This is a genomic window from Streptomyces sp. NPDC001480, from assembly GCF_042894725.1.
Lineage (GTDB): Bacteria > Actinomycetota > Actinomycetes > Streptomycetales > Streptomycetaceae > Streptomyces.
Map to the genome: position 1 here is coordinate 32,814 of NZ_JBIAVX010000011.1, position 7,607 is coordinate 40,420.

The following is a 7,607-nucleotide window of genomic DNA, read 5'->3' on the forward strand; positions in this document are numbered from 1 at the left end:
CCGACTCAGTTCAGCATGGCGCGCGCCGCATGGGCCTGCTGCCGTACCCGGCCCGCGGTCGTCTCGTCGACCACCTCCACCAGCTCGGCGTACGCGTCGAGTTCGGCCGCGCCCTCGACGAAGTCCCCGCGCTGCACGAGCAGCTGCGCCCGGTCATAGCGCAGCCGGGCCGGATGGTGCGGCAGCAGCAGTGACAGCTCCACGCCCCACAGCGCCACGTCGGACCGCTCGGGCCGGGCCGCGGCCCACGCCCGGACGTTGTTCAGGATCCGCACCATGACGTCCAGCGGATCGGCGGGCTCCAGCATCTCAGGGACCGGCGGAGCCCCCGTCGCCCCGACCACGAGCAACTCCGCGTCCGTCCCCGTCAGCACCCGTCCCCCGTCGAACGGATCGGCGAGCACCTGTTCCGCCGCCGCCCCGAACCCCACCACGAAGTGCCCGGGCAGCGCGACCCCGTACACCGGCGCGCCGGCCCGCCGGGCGACCTCCATCCACACCACCGACAGCAGGATCGGCAGCCCGCGCCGCCGCCGGAGCACCTCGTGCAGCAGCGACGACTCCAGCCGCTGGTAGTCCGCGGCGCAGCCCCGGAACCCGTACCGGTCGCCGAGCAGCTCGCACAGCGCCGTCGCCCACGCGTGCGGCCCGCCGGGCCGGAACGGCAGCTCTCCCGCGAGCCGGTCCAGCTCCATCTGCGCCGCGTCGATGCCGGCCTCGTCCAGGGAGCCGTCCGCCTGCGCGGAGAGCAGCAGACACAGTGCCGACAGGTCGGGCCGCTCGGACCGGGCCTCCTCGGCGAACCGCTGCCGCAGCTCGGCGGAGCGTTCCGGGGGTGGGGGGCAAGGGGGACGCATGATCGGTACCTGCCCCTTTCAGGCGGACCCGTGCGGCCGGGCGCCGAAGGCCTCCGGCGCCCGGTAGTGGTGGTAGGCGTGGTGCGCCGAGAAGCCCATGCCGGCGTACAGCGCCCGCGCCGCCTCGTTGTCGGCCTCGACCTGGAGCCAGGCCGCCGAGGCGCCCTCGTCCAGGGCCCGGCGGGCGAGGGCGGCCATCACGACGGTGGCCAGCCCGCGACGCCGCTCGGCCGGGTCGACCTCCACGGCGGCGAACCCGGCCCACCGCCCGTCCACGACACACCGGCCGATGGCGAGCGGCTCGCCGCCCCCTTCCCGGGGGACGGTCGCGAACCACACCGACGGCCCTCCGCCCAGCACCTTCAGGGCCACCTCACTCACCCCTTTGCGCTGATACCGCGCCAGCCACGCCTCGTCCGCCGTCCGGGTCACCAGCACCCCGGTGCCCTCGGCCCGGTCGGCCACCGGCGCCAGCGCGCCGATCCACAGCTCGGCGGTCACCTCGCGCACCCAGCCGCGCCGCTCCAGCTCGGCGCAGAGCAGCTCCTGGGTGCCCTCGGCGCCGGTCGCGGTCTGGACGTACGCGGGGAGCCCGCGCTCGTCGTACCAGCGTCGTACGGCCGCGAGGGCTTCGTCGAGAGGCAGACCGGGATCGCCGAGCGGCAGCACACTGTTCGCCCGCCGGGTGAACCCGTCGGCGGCCCGCAGCTCCCACTCGCCCAGCCGCTCGCTCTCCACCGGCCGCCACGCCCGGGACGCGACGTGCGCGAGCTCCGCGTAGGAGGCGGCGGGGCCGCGCCGACGCGCCGGAGCGGCCGGCACGACCTTGCCCGCCACCAGCGCGGATTCCGGGATCCGGACACTTTGGCCGTCCCGCTGTGTGATCAGCAGCACGCCGTTGTCCCATGATGTGAGAACACCCACCGTGTCGGTGAACTTCTCTCCCGGAGCTTCAACGTCGCTCAAGCGTCGCACCGAGACCCGTTTGCCCACGTCAGCGGCGGTGATACGGACCTCGAAGCGCCCGGCGGCCGAGATTTCCACAGGTCAGTTCACCCCTCCTGTTCGGATCATGCCCAAGAACGGAGATACTAGGGGCGGGCATCGACGACGCCGCGCTCCCGCGCGCCAGGCGGCGGAGCCTGAGGAGGCCCGCCAGCGCCCTATCGAGGAGGAACGACAGCGTGACCTACGTCATCGCGCAGCCTTGTGTCGACGTCAAGGACAAGGCGTGCATCGAGGAGTGCCCGGTCGACTGCATCTACGAGGGCCAGCGGTCCTTGTACATCCACCCGGACGAATGCGTCGACTGTGGTGCCTGTGAGCCGGTCTGCCCGGTCGAGGCGATCTTCTACGAGGACGACACTCCGGAGGAGTGGAAGGACTACTACAAGGCGAACGTCGAGTTCTTCGACGAGCTCGGCTCCCCGGGCGGCGCCAGCAAGCTGGGTCTGATCGAGCGGGACCACCCCTTCATCGCCGCGCTGCCGCCGCAGGGCGAGTGACCCCGTAAGCGGCCCAGCGGCCCGCATCCGCGCCGCCTCGGTCCCGTACGGCCTGATCGCCCGATCACGGTCGCACGGGACCGAGGCGTTTGCCGTACGACGAAAGAGAGCCAGATCCCGTGTCCGCAGTCTCCGACCGTCTCCCGACCTTCCCCTGGGACAAGCTGGAGCCCTACAAGAAGACGGCCGCCGCGCATCCCGACGGCATCGTCGACCTGTCCGTGGGCACCCCGGTCGACCCGGTCCCCGAGCTCGTCCAGAAGGCCCTGATCGCCGCGGCCGACTCCCCGGGCTATCCGACGGTCTGGGGCACCCCGGCGCTGCGCGACGCCATCACGGGCTGGCTGGAGCGCCGCCTCGGCGCCCGTGAGGTCACCCACCGACACGTCCTGCCGATCGTCGGCTCCAAGGAGCTGGTGGCCTGGCTCCCCACCCAGCTGGGCCTCGGCCCCGGCGACAGGGTGGCCTTCCCCCGGCTGGCCTATCCGACCTACGAGGTCGGAGCGCGGCTCGCCCGGGCGGAGTACGAGGCCTACGACGATCCGACCGAGCTGGACCCCGAGGGCCTGAAGCTCCTCTGGCTGAACTCGCCCTCCAACCCCACCGGCCAGGTGCTGGCCAAGGACGAGCTGACCCGGATCGTCGCCTGGGCCCGCGAGCACGGCGTGCTGCTGGTGTCCGACGAGTGCTACCTGGAGCTGGGCTGGGAGGCCGACCCGGTCTCGGTGCTGCACCCGGAGGTGAACGGCGGCTCGTACGACGGCATCGTGGCCGTCCACTCGCTCTCCAAGCGCTCCAACCTGGCGGGCTACCGCGCGGCCTTCCTGGCCGGCGACCCGGCCGTCCTGGGCCCCCTCCTGGAGATCCGCAAGCACGGCGGCATGATGACCTCCGCGCCCACCCAGGCGGCGGTCGTGGCCGCCCTGGGCGACGACACCCATGTGCACGAGCAGCGCGAGCGCTACGCCGCCCGCCGCTCCGCCCTCCGTGACGCCCTCCTCGCCCACGGCTTCCGCATCGAGCACAGCGAGGCCAGCCTCTACCTGTGGGCCACCCGCGACGAGTCCTGCTGGTCCACGGTCGCCCATCTGGCCGAGCGCGGCATCCTCGTCGCGCCGGGCGACTTCTACGGTCCGGCGGGCGAGAGGTTCGTCCGCGTGGCGTTCACGGCCACGGACGAGCGCGTGGCGGCGGCGGTACGGAGGCTGGCCGAGTAACCGCCCCCGGCCGCCGCGGCGTACGAACGCGAAGGCGGCGGGGTCCCAGGACGCTCCCTGGGGTCCCGCCGCCTGAGGCGAGCCGCCGCCCGTGCCGCGGCCGGGCTCAGCCGCCCAGGTTCACACCCTTGGTGGCCGGCAGCGCAGACGTCGGCAGTCCGCCGCCCTTGGTCGGCAGTCCCTTGGTCGGCAGTCCCTTGGTCGGCAGGCCGCCCTTGGTCGGCAGTCCGCCCTTGGTCGGCAGTCCGCCCTTGGTGAGAGCGTCCGTGGGCAGGCCGCCCTTCGTGGCCGATGCGGCGGTGTCACCGAGGACCCCGCCGGCGGCTCCCGCCACGTCCCCGGCGGTCTTCTGCGCGGCCGGCGTCGCCTGCTTCAGGGCCTTGCCACCGGTCTTGCCCGCGGCCGGCACCGCCTTCTTGACCGCCTGGCTGCCGGACTCACCCGCGACCCCGGTGACGTGCTGCGTGGTGCTGTCGACCGCGTTACCGGCGCTGGCCCCGTCCAATGCGGTCAGCCCGCCGAGGTCCGGCGTGGTGGCGGGCAGGTTCGTGGCCGCGCCGGCAGAGCCGGCCGCACCGACCCCGGCGGCCGCTCCCGCTGCGACGAGCAGCGCGGCACGGGCGATCCGGCGGGTCAGGGGGAGGGACATGATGCTCCTTCGACGGGAGGGAACGATGAACTGATCGTCCGGAGTCGGACGCAGTGACTACCGCTCGAGCCCGCCGAAGGTTGCGGAGGCCGAAGGTAAAGAATTGGCAACGCATCGCATTATCTACCGCGGGTCAAAAGGGGCAAAAGGTGCACGCCCGGGCGCCCGGAAGAATCCTTACGGCCCTGATCTCCCAAGGGATCGAGCGCTCCCGAGGGGGACCGTGAAAACCTGCGCACCCCGTGTCCGCGGCCCGCGCCGCTTGACCCCGGCGGGTGAGCGCCCGCACTACTGCCCGGTCACGATCCGCACGGCACTCGCGGACGCCTCGGCCCCGTTGGCGCCCGTCGACGTGGTGCTGCGCCACCGGCTGTCCGTGCTCCCGGCCACCCACTGACGCCCGGCGTACGACACCTGTTCGATGTGCAGGGCGGAGGAGTTGGCCACCGCCCAGTGCGCCAGCTGCCAGCCGCGCTCCGCTTCGGTCCGCTTCGTCCGCGGCTTCGTCCGCGAGCCGCCCGTCGGCGTGTCGTCCGCGGGCACCGGGACGGTCACGGTCCGCCCGTGTGCCTCGGCGGTCACGCTCGGGGACGGTGTCGCCGGCTCCTTGCCGCTCACCTCGTCGCCGGCCTCCTCGAAGGCGTCGCGCCCGAAGTCCCGTACCAGCGCGGCCCGTACCGCGTCCGGGCCGGTGGCCGCGACCTGCGACTGCGGCCGACCGTCACAGGTCAGCGTGGCCGCCGCCGTCCCGGTCAGGGCGGCGGCGAGCAGGGTGGCGTCCGGCTCGTGCTTGGCGTACGCCTCCGGGAAGCCGCTGCGCTGCACGCGCTGCGCGGCCACGGTGAGCGGCAGCTTCGTGTAGCCGGGGACCTTCGACAGGTGCTCGTAGAAGATGCCCGCCGCGTACGTCGGGTCCATGATCTGCTTCGGGGAGCCCCAGCCCTGCGAGGACCGCTGCTGGAACAGGCCCAGCGAATCCCGGTCGCCGTGCCCGATGTTGCGCAGCCCCGACTCCTGGAGCGCGGTCGCCAGCGCGATGGTCACCGCTCTCTCGGGCATGTCGCGCCCGGTGCCGACGGCGGCGATCGTCGCCGCGTTCACCGCCTGTTCGGGCGTGAAGTCGTACGACGCCCCGTCCTCCGCGGACGAGACGACCTTGCAGCCCGGACCGCTGCCTGCGGTGATGTACTGCACCACGAGGTAGCCCGCGACGGCCAGCAGTACCAAGAAGGCCGCCCCGAATCGGAAGAGGCGGCCGCGACGTTTGGGAGTGGGGGACGGCTCTGACACGCGCTAGAGGGTACTGGAGCCCGCCGCGGTCCCCGTCCCGGGTGCCGGATGGCAGGTTAGGGTCGACGGCATGGCCGACAGCACCCTTGACCTGACTCTGGACGCCGCCGAGCTCACCGCGCGGCTGGTCGACTTCCCTTCGGAGAGCGGTACCGAGAAGCCGCTCGCGGACGCGATCGAGGCCGCGCTGCGGGCCCTGCCGCATCTGACGGTCGACCGGTACGGCAACAACGTGATCGCCCGTACGGACCTCGGCCGGCCGGAGCGGGTGATCCTGGCGGGCCACATCGACACGGTCCCGATCGCCGACAACGTGCCCTCCCGTCTGGACGACGACGGCGTCCTGTGGGGCTGCGGCACCTGCGACATGAAGTCGGGCGTCGCGGTCCAGCTCCGCATCGCGGCGACGGTCCCGGCCCCCAACCGCGACCTCACCTTCGTCTTCTACGACAACGAGGAGGTCACCGCCGACCTGAACGGCCTCAAGCACGTGTCGGAGGCTCACCCGGACTGGCTCGCGGGCGACTTCGCGGTGCTGCTGGAGCCGTCGGACGGACAGGTCGAGGGCGGCTGCCAGGGCACCCTGCGGGTCCTGCTCAGGACCAAGGGGGAGCGGGCCCACTCCGCGCGCGGCTGGATGGGCTCCAACGCGATCCACGCGGCGGCCCCCATCCTGGCCCGCCTGGCCTCCTACGAGCCGCGCTACCCGGTCATCGACGGGCTGGAGTACCGCGAGGGCCTGAACGCGGTGGGCGTCAGCGGGGGCGTGGCGGGCAACGTCATCCCCGACGCGTGCGAGGTCAAGGTCAACTTCCGCTTCGCGCCCGACCGTACGGAGGAGGAGGCCGTCGCGCACGTCCGCGAGGTCTTCGCCGACTGCGGTGTCGAGGAGTTCGTGGTGGACGACCTCAGCGGCGGGGCGCTGCCGGGACTGTCCCACCCGGCGGCGGTGGAGTTCATCGAAGCGGTGGGCGGCACCCCGCAGCCCAAGTACGGCTGGACGGACGTCTCCCGTTTCTCGGCCCTGGGCATCCCCGCGGTCAACTACGGTCCCGGCAACCCGCATTTGGCGCACAAGCGTGACGAAAGGGTCGAAACGTCCAAGATCCTTCTGGCTGAGGAACGCCTGCGGGGCTGGCTCACCCGGTGACGGCCTGCCATGCCGCTTCAGGGCGGACATGCTCAGGTCCCCCGTCCGTAACCCGCGGCGATCTAGGCTGAGGTGGAACGACCCTGCAAGCGGAGGGAGCGCACATGGCCACTGGGAACCCCGAGGGCAAGAAGCAGCCACCGGAGGAGCAGCGGCTGGGACCGGTCCTCAGACGCCGCGGCCAGGTGACCGCGAGCACGACGGACCAGCGGCTGCTGGACGAGCGCGCCCCCACCGACTGGGTGCACACCGACCCGTGGCGGGTCCTGCGCATCCAGTCGGAGTTCATCGAGGGCTTCGGCACCCTCGCCGAACTCCCGCCCGCCATCAGCGTCTTCGGCTCGGCGCGGACGCCCGTCGACTCCCCGGAGTACGACGCCGGCGTCCGCCTCGGCCGCGGCCTGGTCCAGGCGGGCTGGGCGGTCATCACCGGTGGCGGCCCGGGAGCGATGGAGGCGGCCAACAAGGGTGCCAGCGAGGCGGGCGGCACCTCGGTCGGCCTCGGCATCGAGCTGCCCTTCGAGCAGGGCCTCAATCCCTACGTCGACATCGGGCTGAACTTCCGGTACTTCTTCGTCCGCAAGATGATGTTCGTCAAGTACGCCCAGGGCTTCGTCGTCCTCCCCGGCGGCCTCGGCACCCTCGACGAACTCTTCGAGGCCCTCACCCTCGTCCAGACCCAGAAGGTCACCCGCTTCCCCATCGTCCTCTTCGGCACCGACTACTGGGGCGGCCTCGTCTCCTGGCTCCGCAAGACCGTCGTGGCCCAGGGCAAGGCAGCGGAGAAGGACCTGCTCCTCTTCCACGTCACGGACGAGGTGGACGAGGCGGTGGCCCTGGTGTCGAAGGAGGCGGGCCGCTAGCGCGGGGGTGTGGGGGGGGCGGGGGGGGGGTGGGGGGTGGGCGGTGTAGACAGGGGTGTCGACGGGCCCGGGGCGA

At 72.6% G+C, this 7,607-nt stretch carries 8 protein-coding genes; 4 read left to right on the forward strand and 4 right to left on the reverse strand.

Going from position 1 to position 7,607, the window contains the following annotated elements:
• Window positions 1-5: 5 nt before the first annotated feature.
• Complete coding sequence (locus tag ACFY01_RS26780; RefSeq protein WP_390738283.1) at window positions 6-857, reverse strand: transglutaminase-like domain-containing protein; 852 nt, start codon at window positions 855-857, stop codon at window positions 6-8.
• 18 nt (window positions 858-875) lie between these two features.
• The gene (locus tag ACFY01_RS26785) at window positions 876-1,901 is read right to left on the reverse strand and encodes a GNAT family N-acetyltransferase (RefSeq protein ID WP_390738284.1); all 1,026 of its coding nucleotides are present in this window, start codon (window positions 1,899-1,901) and stop codon (window positions 876-878) included.
• A 140-nt stretch (window positions 1,902-2,041) separates the two neighbouring features.
• Between ACFY01_RS26785 and fdxA the strand changes: the two genes are divergently transcribed.
• Window positions 2,042-2,362, forward strand: coding sequence for a ferredoxin (fdxA, locus tag ACFY01_RS26790; protein ID WP_018561461.1), 321 nt, complete (start codon window positions 2,042-2,044; stop codon window positions 2,360-2,362).
• A gap of 119 nt (window positions 2,363-2,481) precedes the next feature.
• Window positions 2,482-3,579 carry a bifunctional succinyldiaminopimelate transaminase/glutamate-prephenate aminotransferase gene (locus ACFY01_RS26795; RefSeq protein ID WP_390738285.1) on the forward strand — a complete coding sequence of 366 codons (1,098 nt, stop codon included), beginning with the start codon at window positions 2,482-2,484 and terminating at the stop codon, window positions 3,577-3,579.
• A gap of 106 nt (window positions 3,580-3,685) precedes the next feature.
• Here the strand turns inward: ACFY01_RS26795 and ACFY01_RS26800 are convergent, their stop codons facing one another.
• Entirely contained in the window at window positions 3,686-4,228 is a 543-nt protein-coding gene (locus ACFY01_RS26800) for an ATP-binding protein (protein WP_390738286.1), read from the reverse strand.
• 288 nt (window positions 4,229-4,516) lie between these two features.
• Window positions 4,517-5,518 carry a heavy metal transporter gene (locus ACFY01_RS26805; RefSeq protein WP_390738287.1) on the reverse strand — a complete coding sequence of 334 codons (1,002 nt, stop codon included), beginning with the start codon at window positions 5,516-5,518 and terminating at the stop codon, window positions 4,517-4,519.
• Window positions 5,519-5,588: 70 nt separating this feature from the next.
• Between ACFY01_RS26805 and dapE the strand changes: the two genes are divergently transcribed.
• Together dapE and ACFY01_RS26815 are read left to right on the forward strand one after the other, a co-directional pair.
• Window positions 5,589-6,668, forward strand: coding sequence for a succinyl-diaminopimelate desuccinylase (gene dapE, locus ACFY01_RS26810; RefSeq protein WP_390738288.1), 1,080 nt, complete (start codon window positions 5,589-5,591; stop codon window positions 6,666-6,668).
• A gap of 104 nt (window positions 6,669-6,772) precedes the next feature.
• The gene (locus tag ACFY01_RS26815; protein WP_390738289.1) at window positions 6,773-7,531 is read left to right on the forward strand and encodes a TIGR00730 family Rossman fold protein; all 759 of its coding nucleotides are present in this window, start codon (window positions 6,773-6,775) and stop codon (window positions 7,529-7,531) included.
• The last annotated feature ends 76 nt before the right edge of the window (window positions 7,532-7,607 follow it).

Coding starts and splice junctions, on each gene's coding strand:
- ACFY01_RS26780 (WP_390738283.1), bottom strand. CDS start 857: ATGCGTCCCCCTTGCCCCCCACCCCCGGAACGCTCCGCCGAGCTGCGG.
- ACFY01_RS26800 (WP_390738286.1), bottom strand. CDS start 4,228: ATGTCCCTCCCCCTGACCCGCCGGATCGCCCGTGCCGCGCTGCTCGTC.
- dapE (WP_390738288.1), top strand. CDS start 5,589: ATGGCCGACAGCACCCTTGACCTGACTCTGGACGCCGCCGAGCTCACC.
- ACFY01_RS26815 (WP_390738289.1), top strand. CDS start 6,773: ATGGCCACTGGGAACCCCGAGGGCAAGAAGCAGCCACCGGAGGAGCAG.